The sequence below is a fragment of the Peristeroidobacter agariperforans genome, assembly GCF_004138335.1.
Lineage (GTDB): Bacteria > Pseudomonadota > Gammaproteobacteria > Steroidobacterales > Steroidobacteraceae > Steroidobacter > Steroidobacter agariperforans.
The window spans coordinates 2,931,537-2,950,969 of record NZ_RYFW01000001.1; the positions used below are offsets into that span (position 1 = coordinate 2,931,537).

Below are 19,433 nucleotides of genomic sequence, written 5' to 3' on the forward strand. Positions count from 1 at the left end.
TGGGTCGCTTTCACAGCGGCGTTGGTTTCTTTGTATGGATGCGGCGGCGGAGGAGGCGGGGATAGCGAAGCACCAGCGCCACCGCCACCACCACCACCACCGCCATCGCCGGCAACGTACAGCGTCGGCGGGGCTGTCAGCGGTCTAACGGGTTCTGGCCTCGTGCTCACGCTAAATGGCGGCACCGACCTCGCCGTCAGCGGCAGTGGCAACTTCACATTCTCCAATGAGCTCGAGAGTGGCGCCAGCTACTCGGTGGCGGTGAAGAGTCAACCCGTCAACCCGCATCAGACGTGCGTTGCCACGGCTGCCTCGGGTTCCATCAGCAGCGATATCGGCAACGTTGCGGTGAGTTGTTCGACCAACACCTATAACGTCGGCGGTGCCGTCAGCGGCCTGACGGGCTCTGGCCTGGTGCTCTCGCTCAATGACGATATGGAACTGGCGGTCGGCGTCAGCGGTAACTTTAAGTTCCCCGATGCGCTCGCGAGCGGCCTCAGCTACGCGGTGACGGTGAAGACGCAGCCGAGCACACCACATCAGAATTGCGCCGTCGCGAACTCCTCCGGCACCGTCGCGGGCAGCGTCATCAGCAACGTTTCAGTGAGCTGCACCACGACCACCTATGCCGTAGGCGGCACGGTCACGGGACTGGTCGGCTCGGGGCTGGCGTTGCGCTTGAATGGCACCGACCTGCCGGTCAGCGCGAACGGCGCTTTTGCGTTTCCTTCGCTTCTGGCGAGCGGTTCCAATTATTCGGTGACGATCGTTTCGCAGCCGGCGGGTCCGCGGCAGACATGCGTTGCGACGAATTCGTCCGGCGTCATCGGCGGAGTCGCTCCGGACGTTTCAGTGAATTGCACGACGGACAGGTACTCGGTCGGCGGGTCGGTATCCGGACTGACTGGAACGGGGCTGGTCCTGCGACTCAATGGCGATCAGGACCTGTCGATCGCCGGCGACGGCAGCTTCGTGTTTCCGTTTCCGCTGCTGAGCGGAGAACTATACAGCGTGACGGTCGCCTCGCAGACGGGCGCTCATCGCGAGGTATGTTCGGCTCGTAACGCCACTGGATCCGGCACGACTACGGACATCACCAGTGTCAGGATCGATTGCGCGGTCGTGCCCGGCTTCGTCTATGCCCCTGGCGGTAACCAGCGGCTCCTTCAATTCGGCATTCATCCAGCTAGCGGTGCTTTGCTGCCGATGGGGACGGCTGCGACCGTCAGCACTACGACGGGAAATTTAGCGGTGGCGCGGAACAAAAGAGCGCTGTACGCGAGCGACTTTACATCGGTCTATTCATTCTCGGTGGACGCGAGCACAGGGGCCTTGAGCTCTCTGGGCGCACCTGTGTCCACGGGCGGTAGCATCGCGGGCCAGCTCGCGCTCACACCGTCGGAAGACTTCCTTTATGCTGTCAGTCACTCCTCGGGCACGATCGCGATGTTCAGCATCGGCTCCGGAGGCGAGTTGTCTTCGCAAACTATCGTGGCAACGGCGCCTTATTCTGGCTCGAGCGCCATCCAGCACATCGCCATCACGCCGGACGGAGAGTTCCTTTACTTGCTGAGCTATTCGGGGGCCAAGCCGCTCACGCCGGCGGAGCTGTGGGTCTATTCCATCGACGGCGCCACCGGTGCGCTCACGGCGGGCACAACGATTGCGCTGGCCGATTCGGGGGGGCTGATCGCGGATGCATCAACCCGCTGGGGGCTGACTATCGATCCCACGGGCCGGTTCCTGTACCTGCGTTACGTTGTGAACGTGTCCTATACGCAGGAGACGACGCTTTACCCCTATTCCATCGACCCGGGGACGGGAACGGTGACGCCACTGAACATCAATCGGACCGTGACCAGCAGCGGCAGTAACATGCTCATCGATCCCTCCGGTCGATACGCTTACTTGCTGGGTACCTTCAACTACCGGCCATCGGACAACCACATCGACACGTTTGCGATCGATCAGACCACCGGCGCCCTGAGCAACCTCGGAACGCCAGTGCTCGTGCAAGCGCCGCTTCGTTCGCTGGCGAGCGATGCATCGGGAAAATTTCTGTTCGTGGGAAGTAACAAGCCGGCAGGCACGTTCGATCCGGCCGCGCCGATCAACGGGTCGACCTTGGTCATCGAGCAAACCGGACCGAACATGGGACAGCCGTCCGCTCCCGGAGCCGGCGCCGGCGTGGCGAGTTTCGGTATGGTCGTGTTCGAATAACTCAAGAAACAATCTAATCGACTGCACGGACTCTGCCGTGCAGCCGAGTGACACAACCGATGCAGTCTGGTTCAGACCTTGCGAACCCACCCGCGTGAGTCGGCAATGCTGCCGCGCTGAATGCCGACCAACTGCTCCTTGAGCTGCTTCGCGACGGGCGACTCGTGCGCTTTGTTGAGTCGGAACGAACCGGAGGAGCTGACGATCTCTCCGATGCTCGCAATCACTGCAGCCGTGCCGCACGCAAACGCTTCGCTGAGCTTTCCACTCTGAGCATCCGCGCGCCATTGCTCCAACGCATAGGGCGCTTCCGAAACCTTCATTCCCAGCTCGCGCGCGATATCGATGATGCTGGTGCGAGTGATGCCCGGGAGGATGGTGCCGGTGAGCGGCGGCGTGACGATCGAGCCGTCGTTCATCACGAAGAACAGGTTCATGCCGCCCAGCTCTTCGATCCAGCGATGCTCGGCCGCGTCGAGGAACACGACCTGATCGCAACTGTGCTCGGTCGCTTCGGCTTGAGCGATGAGGCTGGCCGCATAATTGCCGCCGCACTTCGCGGCTCCGGTGCCACCGGGAGCCGCGCGAGTGTATTGGTCCGAGACCCAGAGTTTCAGCGGCTTGTCGCCGCCCTTGAAATACGGACCGACGGGGCAGGCGATCACGCAGAAGATGTACTCCTGCGCCGGACGCACGCCGAGGAACGCTTCGCTCGCGAACATGAAGGGGCGCAAGTACAAGCTGCCCGCGCCGCTCGGCACCCAGTGCTTGTCGATCTTCACCAGCTCTTCGACCGCCTGGATGAACATCGACTCCGGCAGGACGGGCATCGCCAGGCGCTCTGCCGAGCGAGCGAAGCGGGTCGCATTCATTTCGGGACGAAATAGCACGATTTCGCCTTGGGCCGTGCGATACGCTTTCATGCCTTCGAAGATTTCCTGTGCGTAGTGCAGGACTGCGCAGGCCGGGTCGATCGCGAGCGGCGCGCGTGCCGTGACTTTGCCGTCGTGCCAGCCGCGGTCCGTGCTCCAGCGCAGCGTCACCATATGATCGGTGAAGACGCGACCGAAGCCGGGATCTTCGAGGGTTTTCTCTCTGGCCTGCGTGCTGACGGGCGAAGCGTGCGGTGTGATCGTGAAAGTCATGTGTGATCCTCGAGAACGCGGAGCAAGCTGCACCGAAGCAGCGCTGACGCTATGATTTGCATTGTATGGTAAAGGCCAAGCCCAGCCTCGGAAATATCGTCAGGCACATCCGCAACAGCAACGGCTGGACGCTCGCCGAGATGAGCCAGCGCGTCGCCATCCCGCTGTCGACGCTGGCCAAGGTGGAGAAGGGTCATCTCACGCTGACCTATGACAAGCTGGTGGACCTGAGCGACAAGCTCGGCATGGGCTTGTCGGACTTCTTGAATTCGTCGACGCTCACTGCGCAGCCCAAGGGCATGGCGCGGCGGAGCGTCGGTAAAACCGCTGCCGACGGTCTGAGCGTAGAAACCCAGAACTACGACTATCGCTATCTGTGCACCGAGCTGCGCGGCAAGATCATGATTCCGATCATCAGCCGCGTGCGCTCCAGGACCATGCAGGAATTCGGTGAGCTGCTGCGTCATGCCGGCGAGGAATTCGTGTACGTGCTCGAAGGCGCCATCGAGGTGCACTCGGAGTTCTACGATCCCATTACGTTGCGTGCGGGTGAGTACGCCTATCTGGACAGCGAGATGGGCCACGGCTACCTCGTTGCCGGCGGCTTCGCGGAAGCGACGATTCTCGCGGTCTGCGCTTCGGCCGCGGCCAACCTCCAGCAGGAGTTGATTTCTCAGGCGCGTGGCGAAGCGCCCAAGACTACCAAGACCGCCGTGGCTGGCAACGCCGAAAAGCCGAAGGCGCTCAAATCTTCCACGCACAGGAAGTCCTCCGCGAAAGCCAGGCGCCGCGTCGGCGCTGCGTAGCTTTTTCCGCTTCGGGCGCGCGCGGGAGAATTTCGCCTCGGTCGTCTCCATTCGGAGTAGTTTATCCTGTATGGAGAAAATTCTCTTGACAGGAATATGGGGCTCCCTAGACTGGCTCGCGGGGGATACAACAATCCGGGAGTCGTATGACGCAATCCCACTGGCTTGCCCGTGGCTATGGCGCGGCGCTGCTGTCTCTATGTCTTTTGCTCGGCGCGTTCGTCACTGGTCCTCGAGCCGAGGCTGCCGATAAATCGATCACCATCGCAGATCTGTTGAGCGCGCCGTTTCCGTATGGGTTGACTGCGTCGCCGAAGGCCGAGCAAGTTGCGTGGATCGCCAATCACCTCGGCGCTCGGAATATCTATTTGGGACAGGCCGGCAGCGACGGAAAGTTCGCCGTTCGCGCGCTTACGCTTCAAGAAGGAGACAACGGCATCGAGCTCGCCGATCTGCAGTGGTCGCACGATGCTTCCATGCTCGTATTCTCGCGCGGCGGCAGTCTCGAAGGTGGCGGCCCGGTCAATCCATCGAGCGCCGCGTCCGGACCGACTGCGATGGAAATCGCTTCGGTGCGGCTCGATTCGGGAGAGATTCGTTCGTTCGGGCAAGGCAGCAACGCCGTGCCCTCGCCCGTGAACGATGACGTCGTATTCGTGCGCGGCGGGCAGATCTGGATCGGCAATCTGGCCCGCAGCGACGCTGCGACTCAGTTGCTTCAAGACGCCGGCGCCGCGAGCGAGCTGTCGTGGTCGCCGGATGGCAAGCGCCTCGCGTTCATCAGCAATCGCAAAGACTTCTCGGTCGTCGGTGTCATCGAGCTCGCGTCCAGGAACATTCAATGGATGAGCCCGGGCGTCGATTGGGACATGAGCCTGCGCTGGTCTCGCGACAGCAAGCGGCTCGCGTGGGTTCGTTATCCGTCGCTCGGGGAATCTTTCTGGACCGATGCGTTCTTCGCGAAGCGTGCGGGCGAGCCCTGGTCGATTTGGGTTGCCGAAGTCGCCACCGGCACGGGCAACAGGGTGTGGACCGCCGATGCCGGGCCCGGCAGCATTTTTCAGCCCATCGAGGGCAGCACGAGCCTGTTGTGGACCGTGGACAATCGCCTGTTGTTTCCTTGGGAGCAAACCGGTTGGTTGCGGCTCTATTCGCTGGATCTGAGCCAGAAGGGCGCGCGCCCGGTGGCGTTGTCACAAGACGGCGCGGAAGTCTTTGCGATGACCTTGGATCAGACCGGGCGCGAGGTGGTTTATTCGTCCAATGCCGAGGATGATGATCATCGTCATCTCTGGCGCGTTTCGGCCAAAGGCGGCAAGCCACAGCGCGCGACCAAGGGCGAGAGCATCGAAGACTTTCCGGTGGTGACGCCGCAGGGCTCGTTGTTCGCCATGCACAGCACCGCTCGCAATCCGATGGCGCCGGCGCTGATTCAAGCAGATGGCGCGTTCAAGACGCTACCCGCGAGCGGCAAGGCGGTGTCCTTCCCGAGCGATCGTCTGGTAGTCCCGCAGCGTGTCGTCTTCAAGAGCCCCGACGGTTTGTCGGTGCACGGTCAGCTGTTCGAACCGTCCGGCAAGAAGAGTGCGAAGCAGCCGGCGGTGCTGTTCTTCCATGGCGGGCCGCAGCGTCAGATGCTGCTCGGCTGGCACCCGATGGGCGCCTACACTCATATGTATGCGATGAACCAGTTCCTTGCCTCCAAGGGATATGTGGTTCTCTCGGTGAACTTCCGCGGCGGCACGGGCTACGGCCTGAACTTCCGTGAGCCTGACGAATTCGCTGCGGGCGGCGGCAGTGAGGCTCGTGATATCGCCGGGGCGGTTGCGTACTTGAAGAGTCGCGGCGACATCGATCCCGCTCGCATCGGCGTCTATGGAATGAGCTACGGTGGCATCATGACCTCGCTGGCGCTCGCACGCTATCCGCAGGACTTCGCGGTCGGCGTCGACATGGCGGGCGTGCACAACTGGAAATCGTTCCTTGCCGATCTGACGGCGCCTGGCGCGTCCCCCGAAGTTGCCGAGGTGGCGTTCCAGTCATCCGCGATGGCCACGATCAAGGACTGGCGCACGCCCGTGCTGATCGTGCACGGCGACGACGACCGGGCGGTGCTCTTTTCGCAGAGTGTGGAGTTGGTTCGCGGCTTGCGCGAGCATACGAACGTCGAGCCCGAGTTGCTGGTGATTCCCAACGAAGTGCACGATTTCATCCTGCACCGAAGCTGGCGCCGCGTGTTCGAAACGACGCACGAATTCATCGATCGTTACCTGCAGCAGCCTGGTACCTGAGGAGAAAACAATGTCGATCAGTCGCCGTGAGATGTTGTTGCACACGGGGTTGCTGGCTGGGGTGACCGCGATGGGCCGCTTCGCGGTCGCCGATTCGTCAGGCACGACGAAATCCGGCGCGGATGCGAATCTCTTTGCGCGCCTGGACGAATACGCGCGCCAATACATGGAAGAAATGAAGGCCCCGGGGATGACGCTGGCGCTCGCCGATCGCAAAGGTCTGCGACGGGTCGTTCACTACGGATTCGGCGATGTCGAGCATCGCGCGCCGGTGCAGGACGATGAGTTGTTCGAGATCGGCTCGATCAGCAAATCGTTCGTCGCAATCTGCCTGCTGCAGCTCCATGACGAAGGCAAGCTGGATCTGCACAAGCCGATCGTGGAATACCTGCCGTGGTTTCGCATCGACTCGGCATTCGCGCCGATCACTACACATCACTTGTTGACGCACGGCGCAGGTTTGCCGGGCAATGCGCCCTTGCTGCCGTCGGATCCATCGATGCGTCATCGGGCGGCGTATGCGCCTGGCGCGCACTTCCACTACTGCAACATGGGTTACCAGGCCTTGGGGGACCTGGCCTGGACGCTCGATGGCCGGGAGCTGCCCGAGATCATTCGCAAGCGCATTTTCGAGCCGCTCGGCATGACTCGGTCGGAGCCGGTGATCACGCACGATATTCGCGATCGCATCGTGAAGAACTATCAGCCGTTTCAGAGCGATCGTCCGGGCACACGGGATGCGCGCCTGGCGGAAGCTCCCGGCATCATCTACACCGGGGGCGCCGGATGCGTGCTCGCAACAGCAAAAGACATGGGCGCGTATCTGCGCATGATCGCGAACGGCGGCGAAGGTCCGAACGGTCGCCGGTTGATGTCGAAGGATTCGTTCGCGCTATTTACCAAGGCGCACATCGTCGCGCCGGAGTTCGGTCCGACCGCGAGCTATGGATACGGCATCGCCGTCGACAAACTCGACGGCCACACGGTCGTGCGTCACACCGGCGGCATGGTGTCCTTCATGTCTTCGCTGCTGGTCGATATCGACAACGGCGTCGGCGCATTTGCTTCGATCAACGCTCAGCAGGGATATCGTCCGACGGCTGTCACTCAGTTCGCCGTGCAACTCATGCGTGAGCAGCAGGCATCGAAGCCAATGCCAAACGTTCCGGCCGCCAACCCGGCGCTGCAGGTGCCCAATGCCGCTGACTACGCGGGCTCTTATCAACAGAGCGGTGGTGGCAAATTGGAGATCGAGGCGAGCGGCGACAAACTGTTCCTCGTGCGCACCAGCGGCAAGGTGCCTTTGCAACCGGCCGGTGCGCCTGGAGCATTTGTCGTCGCAGATGGCGGCAAGAGTCAGTTCCTGCTCGTATTCGGTCGTGCCGATGCGAAAGATCCCAAGAGCGCGGTCGTCGAAGCGACCTGGGGTGGCGACTGGTATACGAACGCGAAGTATCAAGGAGAGAAACAATTCAACGTGCCCAAGGAATGGCAGAGCTACGTCGGTCACTATCGCAACGAGAATCCCTGGATCGGCAGCATCCGCATCGTGCTTCGCAAGGGCCGGCTGTGGATCGACGGCATGATGCCGCTGGAAGCCGCGGGCGATCGTTTCAACCTGCGCGACCAGCCGCACAGTCCCGAGTGGATTCAGTTCGGCGAGGTCGTCAATGGCCGGTGCATGCGGCTGAAGCTTTCGGGCGAAGATCTGTGGCGTGTGGCGACGGCTTAGAGGAGCAGGGAAATGAAACACGGATTGCGTCGCGGGCAGCTGGCTCTCATGCTGTGGGTCATGGCATCGCTGCAAACAGTCGTCGCCGCGCCAGTGCTGGAAGCGGAGATCGCGAGAGTATCCGCTCCCATCGGCGGCAAGGTCGGTGTCGCCGCCTGGCAGCTCGATGGCAAAGGCGGGCGCGTCATGGTGAACGCGAACGAGCGCTTCCCGATGGCGAGCACCTTCAAGATCGCCGTCGCCGGAGCGATTCTCGCCAACGTGGATGCCGGCAAGTTGAAGCTCGATCAGCTGGTCGCCGTGCAACCGAACGACATCGTGCCCTCCGACGGCATCGCCAGCCTGGCGATTCATCCGGGCATCAGCCTGTCAGTCCACAACTTGCTGGAGCTGATGCTCACGTTGAGCGACAACACCGCGACCGATGTACTGACGCGGCTCGCTGGCGGTCCGCAAGCAGTGACGGCGTGGGTGCGCAGGCAGGGGGTCGAAGAACAGCGCATCGATCGCGACACTGCGGGCCTGTTACGTGAGTTCTTCAACCTGCCGCCTGGGCCGTTCAACGAGGTGCTGGACGAGGCGGTGAAGAAGGATCCGCAACTCGAGGAGCGCGGCAACCATCCGAATGCGGCGTTCGATAAAGACGTTCGCGATACGTCGACGCCGGCTGCGATGGGGCAGTTGCTGACCAGGATCTTCAATCAGCAGGCACTGAGCGTTTCGAGCACCAAGGTTCTGATCGACATCATGCAACGTTGCCACACCGGCGCCGGGCGCCTGCCCGGACGGATGCCCGCGGGTACCGTCATCGCTCACAAGACCGGCACCATCGGGGGCACCGTGAACGACGTCGGCGTCATGACTCTGCCCGATGGCAAGGGCCAGGTCGTCATCGCCGTCTTCATAAAAGAGAGCGACAAGCCGATGGAAGCGCGCGAGCGAGTGATCGCCGAGATCGCCCGCTCGGTGCGCGACTACTTCCTGCTCGCCGAGGCCAGCTAGCCCGCGGCCTGTCCTGGCCTTGCCATGCTCCTCCTGGCTGGATAGTATTTCGTATACTAAATGCCAGAGAGGAGCGATCGGCATGCGCGGAATGGTTGCGATGGCCGGAGCCCTCTGGTTCCTTGGCGCGCCCGGAGTCCTGGCCCAGACCGGGCCGACGGACGCGGTTGCCAAACTCAATGCGACCTACCAGGCCGAGTGGGAATGGTGGAAGAACGAGATGGCCGAGGAGCCCGACGACGAGCGTCCGGGCGAAGAATCGGACCATCTGGCGCGCGTCGACGAAGCCAGCCAGCAAGCGCGGCTGGCGCATCTGCAGGCGGTGCTCGCAGATGTGAGTCGGATCGACACGGCGTCGCTGTCGGGCGAAGATAAAATCAACGCGGAAATATTCCGCACGATTCTCGAAGAGCGCATTTCCGACCTGCGCTTCAAGACCTACCAGACCCCGTTCAACGCCGACTCGTTCTTCTGGACCGAATTCACGCCGCGCGAAGGGTTTCCCGATCAGGAAGCCTATCGGCGCTACCTCGGCCGCCTCGCGGACGTGCCCCGTTACTTCGACGAGCACATCGCCAACATGCGTGCGGGGCTGAAACGCGGCTTCACGGTGCCGAAAGTTTCGGTCCTGGGGCGCGATAAGACGATCGAGCCGTATCTCGCCACCGACGATACCAATCCATTGTTCCTGCCGTTCACGCAGATGCCGACGAGCATCGCGACCGGCGATCAGGAGCGTCTGCGCAGCGAAGCCCGGGCCGTGATCGCCAAGCAGATCGCGCCGGCGTACACGAAGCTGCTGGATTTCATTCGCAAAGAATATCTGGCGAAGGCGCGCACCACGATCTCCGCATCGGCCCTGCCGGATGGCGCAAAGTTCTATCAGGCGCGTATCGAGAAGTTCACGACGCTCAAGCTGACGGCCCCGGAGATTCACCAGATCGGGTTGAGCGAGGTGGCGCGCATCAAGGAAGAGATGCAGGTCACCATGCAAAAGGCGGACTTCAAGGGCACGTTGCCCGAGTTCTATCAATTCCTGCGCACCGATCCGCAGTTCTATGCGAAGACGCCGCACCAGCTGATTGCCGAAGCCGCTTACATCGTCAAGAAGTCCGACCTGAAGCTCAAGGACACGATCGGCACGTTGCCTCGTTTCCGGCACGGCATTCTGCCCGTGCCCGATGCGTTGGCGCCGATCTATACCGGCGGTCGCGGCGGCCTGGAGAGCTGTCTGTTCAATACATATAACCTGCCGGCGCGCCCGCTTTATACGCTGCCGTCGCTGGTGCTGCACGAGTGCACGCCCGGCCACAGTTTCCAGGCTGCGCTGGCGCTGGAAGCACCGGAGCGTCCGAAGTTCCGCAACGATGTTTACTTCTCGGGCTACGGCGAAGGCTGGGGCCTGTACACCGAATGGCTCGGCCGCGTGATGGGCATTTACGAGACGCCGTACGAAGAGTTCGGTCAGCTCACGTACGAAATGTGGCGCGCCGCGCGCCTCGTCGTCGACACCGGTATTCATCACTATGGTTGGACCCGCGATCAGGCGCTTCAATACATGAAGGACAACGTCGCGCTGTCGACGCACGAGATCACCACCGAAGTCGATCGCTACATCGCCTGGCCGGGTCAGGCGGTCGCTTACAAGCTCGGCGAGCTGCAGATCCGCCGGCACCGTCGTGAAGCGGAGCAGGCGCTCGGACCGAAGTTCGATCAGCGCAAGTTCCACGACGCGATTCTCGCACTCGGCGCAGTGCCGCTGCCGGTGCTGGAGCAGCGTATGGCGCAGTTCATCGCGGATGGCGGCGAGAATCCGTCCACGCCGTCGCGCGATCCTGCTGATCACAGCAACTGATCGACGCACTTATGGACAGCATCCGAATCCTGGATTCTCACACCGGCGGCGAGCCGACGCGGCTCGTGCTCGAAGGTGGCCCCGATCTTGGCGAAGGGCCGCTCGAGCTGCGCTTGCGACGCTTTCGCGAGAGCTTCGACGCCTTCCGTTCCGCGATCGTCAACGAGCCGCGTGGCAGTGATACGGTCGTCGGCGCGCTGTTGTGCAAGCCTCATCGCGAGGAGTGCGACATCGGCGTCATCTTCTTCAACAACGTCGGCTATCTGGGCATGTGCGGGCACGGCACCATCGGTGTGATCGTGTCCTTGGCGCATCTGGGCATGCTCAAGCCGGGCACGGTGAAGATCGATACGCCCGTTGGCGTCGTCGAAGCGCAGCTGTTGCCCGACGGATCAGTCGCCGTTGCGAATGTTCCAAGCTATCGCAAGGCGCACGCTGTGACCGTCGATGTCTCTGGCGTGGGTCCGGTGACCGGCGACGTCGCTTGGGGCGGCAACTGGTTCTTCCTGGTCGAGCAGGAGCGCATTCCCATCCGACTGACGAATGTCGAGTCGCTCACCGATCTGTCGTGGCGCATTCGTCAGGCGGTGAACGCGCAGGGCTATCCCGAGATCGATCACGTCGAACTGCTCGGTGCGACGCCGACGGCGCGCAGTCGGAACTTCGTGCTCTGTCCCGGCAAAGCGTATGACCGCTCTCCTTGCGGCACGGGCACCAGCGCCAAGCTCGCGTGTCTTGCTGCTGACGGTAAGCTCGCCGAAGGCGAGGAGTGGACCCAAGAAAGCGTGCTCGGCAGCGTTTTCAAGGCGCGTTATCGCTGGCTCGATCGCGCCAAGGGGACGATTGCGCCAACCATCATGGGCACGGCGCACGTGACCGCCGATGCGAAGTTGCTGCTCGATCCCAATGATCCATTCTGCTGGGGCATCCGCGACGATAAGAACATGGATGCCATGCGAGGCTGAGCGATGAGGAATGTCGTGAGCGCCGCGCTGCGTGTCGGTGCGGTGTTGTTGTTCGTTCACCCGTTTGCGATGGCAAGCACGGCACTCACAGTGCAGAGCCGTGACTTCGACGTCGCGCTCGACGGGCCTTCGCAGACGCTGGTGTCGCTGAAACCGAAACAGGGCGACGGCTTCGACTTTGCTCCCTCGAAGCTGCAAGCCGCTCGCAGCGGCGATGGTTATTACCAACTCGGCGATATCGACCTGCGCCTGCGCGCGGCAGGCGAGTCGCAGTGGCAGGATTACTCGACGGCCTTTCGACGCGAACCCGCGCGTGAGCTGACGCGCGATGCGAAGACTCTGGCTGCTGCTGAAATATCGCTGGGAGTGCCAAGCGAGCTCGGCCTGCGCGTCGTTCGCCGGTGGCAGATCGGTGACAACGGCAATCTCTCGTTGCGCTTCGAGCTGACCAATGCCGGACCGCGAGACATCGAGCTCGGCGGCGTCGGGCTCGCGATGGTGTTCGACAACGTGCTGTCGAAACGCTCGCTGGCGGAGGCGCACACCGAAGCCAGCTTCGCGGATCCCTACATCGGCCTCGATGCTGGATACCTGCAGGTCACACGACTCAATGGCCAGGGCCCAGCTCTGATCGTTACCGGCGAGAGCGGCACGCCGTTCGAAGCGTATCGACCCATCGCCGACAAGAAAGATGAGAGCGGCAAAGCGCTGCTACTCAACGATGCGACTCAGCGAGGCCAAACGTTCGAAGGCTTCTACACCTGGATGGCGGCAAGTCGCGGCTTCGCGGAGCGCGAATGGAAGGGCGCCGAGCAGTGGAATGAGCCGACGACTGTCACGCTTCGTCGCGGCGAGAGGCGTACGTTCGGCGTGCAATTCCTGGTTTCGAAGTCGATTCGCGCTATCGAGAGCACGTTGACTGCCAACGCCCGCCCAGTGGCGGTGGGCATTCCAGGGTACGTGCTGCCGACCGATCTCACGGGAGATCTGTGGCTGTCCTCGCAGCACGCAATTCGTTCCGTCATCGCCAACCCCAGCGGTGCGCTGGAGATTGCGGCCGCTGAAGGTGTGCACGGCTGGTCCAGATATCGAGTGACAGGCAAGCAATGGGGACGTTCTCGCTTGACGATCACCTATGCGGACGGCACGCGGCAGGCGGTTCATTACTTCGTGACCAAGCCGAGCGCCACGGTGCTCGACGATCTGGGCCGATTCATTGCTACGAAGCATTGGTACGACGACCCATCGGATCCATTCAAGCGCGGGCCGTCGTTCATGACGTTCGATCGCGAGCGCAACGCCGTCGTGCTGCAGGATCAGCGAGTGTGGATGGCGGGCTTGAGCGATGAGGGCGGTGCTGGCGCCTGGCTCGCGCTCGTCATGAAACAACTCGGCGCCCCGAATGCGTCGGAAATCCAGAAGTTCGAGCGCTTCGTCACTGAGACCCTGGATGGTCGTTTGCAGGTCAACCAGGGGCCCGAGAAGTTCGGCGTCCGTAAGAGCCTGTTCTACTACGAGCCGCAGGCTCCGCAGGGCGTGCGCTATGACCCCGCCATCGATTGGACGAAATGGTCGGCGTGGCGAAAGTCACAAGCCGATTCCGTCGTGCGCTCATTCAACTACGTGCACGTCGCTGCCGCGCATTGGGTGTTGTATCGCCTCGCTCGTTATCACGACGGGCTGGTGAAGGCGCACGACTGGCGTTGGTATCTGGATCGGGCTTATCAAACGGCGCTCGCGATGCCGCGGCTCGCACCCGAGTACGCGAAGTTCGGTCAGATGGAAGGCGAGGTGTTCATCGAAATCCTGCGCGATCTGCAGGATGAGGGCATGAAGGCCGAAGCGTCGCAACTCGAGCAGGCGATGCGTCAGCGGGCCGATCACTGGGCCGCCGAGGAATATCCGTTCGGCAGCGAAATGCCCTGGGACTCGACCGGTCAGCCCGAGGTGTATGCGTGGATGCGCTACTTCGGCAATTCGGCGAAGGCCGACCTGACCCGCGAAGTGATCCTTGGCTACGACCCTACGATTCCCAGCTGGGGCTACAACGGTAATGCGCGGCGCTATTGGGATTTCATGTACGCCGGCAAGACTGCGCAGCTGGAACGTCAGCTGCACCACTACGGCTCGGCGAACAACGCGCTGCCGCTGCTCGACTCCTTCCGCCGCGATCCGCGAGACATTCATTTGTTACGCGTCGCATATGGCGGCTTGATGGGCACGCTGACGAACATCGATCAGGACGGCTTCGGCTCGGCGGCGTTTCATTCCAATCCGGATCTGCTCCGGTTCGACGGCTACAACGGCGACTATGGCTCCGCGTTCTATGGTTACGCCTACGGCATTGGCAGCTATCTGGCGCGTCATCCCGTGTTCGGCGCTGTCGGCTTCGGCGGATCGACGCAAGAGCAGGGATCGATCGTCAGCTTCGTGCCGCGTGATGGTTTCCGGACCCGAGTGTTTCTCGCTGAAGCTGGACTTTGGCTCACGCTGGATGCCGGCAAGTTCGCGCGCGTGGACTATGACCGCAGCAGCGGGAGCGTGAGCGTGTATCTGGATCGCGCCGATGAATTCACATCGAAGGCTCAGCTTCGAGTCGAGAGCACGAAGTCAGGCGCCGGCTATCGGCCGAGCGCGACGCTGAGCAAGCAGCGCGGTCGTTATGTGATTCCGCTCAGCCAGAACGAAGCGCGGGTGCAGCTGGCGCCGATGCGCTGAGAACAGAACGTCGATGAATCTGCGGCCGGCGCGCTGAGATCTTCAGCGCGCCGGAACGAATCGATCACGCCGTGATGTTGGCGTTCTTGGTGTAGATGCGGCAGCCGAACACCGGGCCGGCGGTGTTGCCGGGCTCGGGCTCGAAGCGCACCAGCACACTTTCCTTGCCCTTGGTGAGCGCCTCCGGGATCTCGTAATCCACGTCGAAGAACACCGGCTTGTCCGGACGCAGCGCCTGCGTCGCGATCCGCTGGCCTTCGACCAGGATGTGGAACTTGCGCGCGCGCTCGTCGGCCCAGTAAGTCGCCTGCAGAATCAGCGGACCCGGCTTGACCTTCATGCGGAACGCGAAGAAGCCGCCGGTGCGGGCGTCACGTCCCTGGCGACCGCGATAGACCACGGGATAGGAAATATCCGAGGTCAGCTGGTGATCGCGCTCGGGCTGCATCTCACCCAGGTGCATCACGTCGACAGAGCGGGCAGCGAGCTCTTTCTGGCGAGCCTGCTCGGCTTTGAACGCTTGTTCTTCCTGGACCCACTCGGCATCGGTGAAGCGTCGGAAGTAAACCGCGCTGCGCCGGTGATAGTTCTTGTAGAACGGGGAGAACGTGAGCGCGGCGGGACGAACAATTGTGCTGGCCCGATACACCGCATTCTGAGGCTCGACGGGTTTGAAATCTGCGAGCAAGTCTGCGCCGACGAGCGCAGGTGCGGCAGCTTCGAACGGCTGATCCGCGGGACCGAGATCAGCGGCGAGCACCATCGGTCCGCGCAACACAGCGATCGTCTTGTCATCTCCCGGTGCGGCTTCGAGGCGGAGTTCCAGCGGCAACGTGAACGCCACCGTATCTCCTTCGCGCCAGCGACGGCGAACGATGAGATAACCCGCATCCTTCGTGGTTTCAGCGGGCTTGCCGTTGACGGTCAGCTGCGCATCCTTGGCCCAGCCAGGAACGCGAAGCGCGACGGCGAACTGCTGCGGCTTCCGCAATGAAGCCACTTTGAGGTTGACCGTGTTCTCGTACGGATATCGAGTCGTCAGTTCCAGCTGCGCGTCGCGGGCCTTCCAGGTCGCGCGCGAAGGAATGAACAAGTTTACGACCAGCGTATCCTCGCTCTCCCACCAGATCGAATCGCCGTGCTTGGAATGACTTTCCATGCCGGAGCCCACGCAACACCAGAAGCTGTCGGTGGGCGAGGAGAACTCGCGCTTGATGCCCGACATCAGCGGGGTCATGTAGGTGAACATGCCGGTTGCTGGATCCTGATGCGCGAGGATGTGGTTCAGATGCGCGCGCTCGTAGTAGTCGAACAACGCGCCCGACGGCTGCCACGCAAACAGATGGCGCGTCAGCTTGAGCATGTTGTAGGTGTTGCAGGCCTCGCAGGTCTGCTCGGTGATGTGTCTTGCGACCGTGCGCGGCTCGGAGAAATATTCGCGATCCGAGTTGCCGCCGATCACGTAGCTGTGATCGGTGGTGACGGTCTTCCAGAAGAAGCGCGGCGCTACCGCCTGCGCCGACTTGCCGGTGATTTCGTGCAGACGCGCGAGACCGATCAGCTTGGGGATCTGCGTGTTCGCATGGCGCTGCGCGAGCTCGTCGCGTTCGGCCGTCAGAGGATCGAGAATGCGCTTGTGATAGAGACGCTCCGCCAGCACCAGCCAGCGTCGATCGTTGGTGCGCGTGTAGAGCTCGGCGAAGCTTTCGTTGATGCCGCCGTGCTCGCAGTCGAGCACGGTCTGCACCTGCTCGTCATTCAGCGCGTTGAAGACCTTCTCGATGTAACCACCGAGACCGACGGCCACTTCGATTGCGCGCTTGTTGCCACCGCAGTAAGTGTCCACGTCCATCAAGCCGGCGAACAGCTTGTGCCAGTTGTAGAGCGGCACCCAGCAGCCGTTGAGATCGAAGCCGGCCGAACGGATCTCGCCGCGCATGATCTCGGGGAAGATCTCCTTGCCGTCGACGATCGTGCCGTCCTTGCGCTTGCGGGTGAAGCCCGCAACGTAGCCGTCGCCTTGCTTGGCCTGAGCTTCGGCCAGCTCGGCGACGATATATTCGGCGCGCTGCTTGGCTTGGGGCTCGCCCGTTTGCGCATAAATCAGTGCGAGTGCGGTGAGATAGTGACCGAGGCTGTGACCTGCGATCGTGTCTGCTTCCCAGCCGCCGTAGACCTCTCCCTTCGGCGTCAGCCCGGCGAACTTACGGAAGTTGTGGAGCAGGCGATCCGGCTCCAGCGCCAGCAGATATTTGCGATTCGCTTCGACCGCATCGGCGAACGGCGAGGGCAACAAGCGCACATCGCTCAGAGACAGCGCCTTCGCGGTTCCCGGCAGCGTGCCAGTGCTGGCCAAAGCGGCGCTCCATGGCAGTCCGGCGCAGAGCGCACCGGCCGCGGCGCCCTTCAACAGTGCGCGACGATCGGTGATCAGCGGAGGTCGAGTCATCGGTGCTCCTTAAGAGAAACGTTGTAGATCGAAAGGCTTCAAGCTCACGGCCGTCGGCGAGCTCGTCGCGAGCTGCGCGATCAGTTCGCCGGTGATGGCCGCGAGCGTCAGGCCGAGATGTTGGTGGCCGAATCCGTACAGAATGTTGGGTGCGTGCGGCAGCCGCCCGATTGCAGGAAGATAGTCCGGCAACGTTGGACGTGCGCCCATCCACTGGCGAGTCGGAGCGTCGCAGGGCAGGCCGAGCGCCGCGACGTGACTGCGCAGACGCTGCCACTTGCGATCGTCAGGCGGCGCATCGATGTCGCTGAATTCCACGAAGCTCGCCGCACGCAGGCCGGAATCGAAGCGCGTGACGATCATGGAACGATCTTCGAACACCACCGGCGGCAGATCGGGCCAGCCATGCTCGGTCATCTGCAGGTGATAGCCGCGCTCGGCAATGATCGGCACGGGGTTGCAGTAGGGCTCAATCAACTCGCGCGAGCGAACCCCGGCTGCGATCACCGCGAAGTCAGCTTCGACTGAGCTGCCGTCATCCAGCGTCACGCTGACCGATCGTTCGCGATGAGCGACGGCGCGTACCTTGGCGTTCACGATGCGGCCGTTTCGCGCTGTGATGAACGTTCGCAACGCATCGGCAAGCTTGGGCAAATCTGCGATCTGCGCGGTGTTCTCGAATCGAATCGCACCCGCAGGGGCCTGTGTCATAAGACCCGCAAGCAGGCGCATTTCATCGGCGTCGCATTCATGAAAGCGAGCGTTGCCAATGTCAGCGGAGCGCCATGCCGCGAGCCCCGCGGCGGCACTGGCTGCGGATTCCCAGACGACAAAATGTCCCGTCTCGCGCACCAGGTCCGGCACGCCGAGCTGTTCGCTCAAAGATTTCCAGGCAGGCAGCGCGTTGGCGAGTAGCGAGCGAAGGGCCTCGCGTCCGCGATCGACTCGTCGTGCCGCGCTCGCCATTCGCAGAGCAAACGGCAACCAGCGCTTGATCTGAGAGGGCGGCAGGCCGAGTGCGCCGCCTCGACAGAATAGTCTGCGAGGACCGGAGCGCAACACCGGCCACGAGGCCAGCGGCTCGACTTGCTCGATCGCGATGTGTCCGGCGTTCCCCCATGACGCAGCACCGGCTGCAGGCGCGGCGTCGATTACAGTAATCTCGACGCCCACGCGTTGCAGACCGGTCGCGATGCTCAGACCGACGACGCCGCCACCTAGAACTACTGCCCTTTGCATAGACCCGCAGATTACACTGGCGATGGGCGAATAGTATACGATATACTTAAAGCTCCAGTAGACGAGGCTATCATGACACCGACTTGGCAGGGCGTTTATCCGGCGGCGACCACTCAGTTCAAGGAGGACCTGTCCATCGACCTGGCGCAGAGCCAGCGGGTCATCGACAACCTGATCAAAGACGGCGTCCACGGCATCATCGCGATGGGCACCTGCGGCGAGAACAACTCGCTCGATGCCGCCGAGAAACAAACATTGCTGCGCGCAATCGTCGAAGTCGTCGCTGGCCGCGTGCCGGTCGTAACCGGCGTTTCCGAATTCGATACGCGCCGCGCCGTGGCCTTTGCCAAAGATGCGAAGCAGGCGGGTGCCGATGGCCTGATGGTGCTGCCCGCGATGGTTTATGTGCCGACCGAAGAAGAGCTGGTCATGCACTTCCGCACGGTGGCGCAGGCGACCGATCTGCCGGTCATGTTGTACAACAATCCGCCGGCGTATCGAGTGAACATCGGCGTCAAGGTGCTCGAAGCACTGCGCGATGTGCCCAACATCGTTGCGGTCAAGGAATCGGCGCCGGATCCGCGCCGCTTCACCGATCTCATCAATGCGTTCGGCGATCGCTACACGCTGATGGCCGGTTTGGACGACGTTGCACTGGAAGGCTTGCTGCTGGGCGCGACGGGCTGGGTGTCCGGACTCACGAGCGCGTTCCCGCGCGAATCGACTCAGTTGATCGAGGCGGTCAACGCTGGCGATCTGGATCGCGCGCGCGCCATCTATCGCTGGTTCATGCCGTTGTTACATCTGGATGCCGAGCATGACCTCGTGCAATCGATCAAGCTGGCGGAATCCATCATGGGGCGCGGCTCGGAACGAGTGCGTCCGCCACGCTTGCCGTTGGCTGGGGAGCGGCGTCGCGAGGTGATCGCAATGGTCGAACGCGCGGCCGCCACCCGGCCCACATTGCGTGCATCGGCCGCCTGAGCCGTTGATATCGCCCGGCACGACTTG

The 19,433-nt window shown here is 62.5% G+C and carries 12 protein-coding genes; 9 read left to right on the forward strand and 3 right to left on the reverse strand.

From position 1 onward, the window contains the following. Positions 1-162: 162 nt before the first annotated feature. Entirely contained in the window at positions 163-2,220 is a 2,058-nt protein-coding gene (locus tag EK373_RS12780) for a lactonase family protein (RefSeq protein ID WP_129643019.1), read from the forward strand. A gap of 71 nt (positions 2,221-2,291) precedes the next feature. Here EK373_RS12780 and EK373_RS12785 read toward each other — a convergent pair whose 3' ends face one another. Then, complete coding sequence (locus tag EK373_RS12785) at positions 2,292-3,365, reverse strand: branched-chain amino acid aminotransferase (protein WP_129643020.1); 1,074 nt, start codon at positions 3,363-3,365, stop codon at positions 2,292-2,294. Between the two features lie 65 nt (positions 3,366-3,430). Between EK373_RS12785 and EK373_RS12790 the strand changes: the two genes are divergently transcribed. From EK373_RS12790 to EK373_RS12820, 7 genes are all read left to right on the forward strand, one after another. Then, on the forward strand, positions 3,431-4,171 hold the full coding sequence (locus tag EK373_RS12790; protein ID WP_129643021.1) for a helix-turn-helix domain-containing protein: 741 nt from the start codon (positions 3,431-3,433) through the stop codon (positions 4,169-4,171). A gap of 146 nt (positions 4,172-4,317) precedes the next feature. Beyond that, positions 4,318-6,462 carry a S9 family peptidase gene (locus EK373_RS12795; RefSeq protein WP_129643022.1) on the forward strand — a complete coding sequence of 715 codons (2,145 nt, stop codon included), beginning with the start codon at positions 4,318-4,320 and terminating at the stop codon, positions 6,460-6,462. 10 nt (positions 6,463-6,472) lie between these two features. Further along, the gene (locus tag EK373_RS12800) at positions 6,473-8,194 is read left to right on the forward strand and encodes a serine hydrolase domain-containing protein (protein ID WP_129643023.1); all 1,722 of its coding nucleotides are present in this window, start codon (positions 6,473-6,475) and stop codon (positions 8,192-8,194) included. 12 nt (positions 8,195-8,206) lie between these two features. Continuing rightward, a complete protein-coding gene (gene bla / locus EK373_RS12805) occupies positions 8,207-9,196 on the forward strand; it encodes a class A beta-lactamase (RefSeq protein WP_129643024.1) in 990 nt (329 codons plus the stop codon). Positions 9,197-9,278: 82 nt separating this feature from the next. Continuing rightward, positions 9,279-11,051, forward strand: a complete 1,773-nt coding sequence (locus tag EK373_RS12810; RefSeq protein ID WP_129643025.1) for a DUF885 domain-containing protein — start codon at positions 9,279-9,281, stop codon at positions 11,049-11,051. An 11-nt stretch (positions 11,052-11,062) separates the two neighbouring features. Continuing rightward, a complete protein-coding gene (locus EK373_RS12815; RefSeq protein WP_129643026.1) occupies positions 11,063-12,016 on the forward strand; it encodes a proline racemase family protein in 954 nt (317 codons plus the stop codon). 15 nt (positions 12,017-12,031) lie between these two features. Beyond that, the gene (locus EK373_RS12820) at positions 12,032-14,734 is read left to right on the forward strand and encodes a DUF5695 domain-containing protein (RefSeq protein WP_198683250.1); all 2,703 of its coding nucleotides are present in this window, start codon (positions 12,032-12,034) and stop codon (positions 14,732-14,734) included. A gap of 64 nt (positions 14,735-14,798) precedes the next feature. Here EK373_RS12820 and EK373_RS12825 read toward each other — a convergent pair whose 3' ends face one another. Further along, the gene (locus tag EK373_RS12825; protein ID WP_129643028.1) at positions 14,799-17,183 is read right to left on the reverse strand and encodes a beta-L-arabinofuranosidase domain-containing protein; all 2,385 of its coding nucleotides are present in this window, start codon (positions 17,181-17,183) and stop codon (positions 14,799-14,801) included. A gap of 9 nt (positions 17,184-17,192) precedes the next feature. Beyond that, positions 17,193-18,422 carry an NAD(P)/FAD-dependent oxidoreductase gene (locus tag EK373_RS12830; protein ID WP_129643029.1) on the reverse strand — a complete coding sequence of 410 codons (1,230 nt, stop codon included), beginning with the start codon at positions 18,420-18,422 and terminating at the stop codon, positions 17,193-17,195. A gap of 72 nt (positions 18,423-18,494) precedes the next feature. Between EK373_RS12830 and EK373_RS12835 the strand changes: the two genes are divergently transcribed. After that, positions 18,495-19,406, forward strand: coding sequence for a dihydrodipicolinate synthase family protein (locus EK373_RS12835; protein WP_129643030.1), 912 nt, complete (start codon positions 18,495-18,497; stop codon positions 19,404-19,406). Positions 19,407-19,433 lie beyond the last annotated feature (27 nt).

Bases quoted from the DNA above. Each gene is read 5' to 3' on its own strand.
- bla (WP_129643024.1), top strand. From the start codon at position 8,207: ATGAAACACGGATTGCGTCGCGGGCAGCTGGCTCTCATGCTGTGGGTC.
- EK373_RS12835 (WP_129643030.1), top strand. From the start codon at position 18,495: ATGACACCGACTTGGCAGGGCGTTTATCCGGCGGCGACCACTCAGTTC.
- EK373_RS12800 (WP_129643023.1), top strand. From the start codon at position 6,473: ATGTCGATCAGTCGCCGTGAGATGTTGTTGCACACGGGGTTGCTGGCT.
- EK373_RS12790 (WP_129643021.1), top strand. From the start codon at position 3,431: ATGGTAAAGGCCAAGCCCAGCCTCGGAAATATCGTCAGGCACATCCGC.
- EK373_RS12785 (WP_129643020.1), bottom strand. From the start codon at position 3,365: ATGACTTTCACGATCACACCGCACGCTTCGCCCGTCAGCACGCAGGCC.
- EK373_RS12795 (WP_129643022.1), top strand. From the start codon at position 4,318: ATGACGCAATCCCACTGGCTTGCCCGTGGCTATGGCGCGGCGCTGCTG.
- EK373_RS12830 (WP_129643029.1), bottom strand. From the start codon at position 18,422: ATGCAAAGGGCAGTAGTTCTAGGTGGCGGCGTCGTCGGTCTGAGCATC.
- EK373_RS12815 (WP_129643026.1), top strand. From the start codon at position 11,063: ATGGACAGCATCCGAATCCTGGATTCTCACACCGGCGGCGAGCCGACG.
- EK373_RS12825 (WP_129643028.1), bottom strand. From the start codon at position 17,183: ATGACTCGACCTCCGCTGATCACCGATCGTCGCGCACTGTTGAAGGGC.
- EK373_RS12810 (WP_129643025.1), top strand. From the start codon at position 9,279: ATGCGCGGAATGGTTGCGATGGCCGGAGCCCTCTGGTTCCTTGGCGCG.